A 251-nucleotide genomic window follows, 5' to 3' on the forward strand; every position below is an offset into this window, starting at 1 on the left:
GTGGAGAGGACCGCAACTTGTGCGGTGCCCAGCGCCTGGACGTGAGCGGTATCGAGGCCGGCGATTTGAGCCGTGGTGAGTGCCTTGATCTCGCTCGTGGTGAGCGTGGAGATGTTATCGGTGCTGATCGCCGCGATTTCTGCGGTGGTCAGGGCTGCGATGTCTGCAGTGGAAAGCGCACGGAGCTGGTCGGAGGAAAGTGCGCCGACGCCTGCCGCGCCAAGGGCCTGGGCCTGGCCGGTGGAGAGGAC

The 251-nt window shown here is 65.7% G+C and carries 1 protein-coding gene; it reads right to left on the reverse strand.

The genetic code is table 11. The features are described 5' to 3' along the window. A partial coding sequence (locus tag JFN93_RS25345; protein ID WP_199387179.1) for a hypothetical protein occupies positions 1-251 on the reverse strand: 251 nt, incomplete at both ends.

This window comes from Geomesophilobacter sediminis, assembly GCF_016458275.1.
GTDB lineage: Bacteria > Desulfobacterota > Desulfuromonadia > Geobacterales > Geobacteraceae > Geomesophilobacter > Geomesophilobacter sediminis.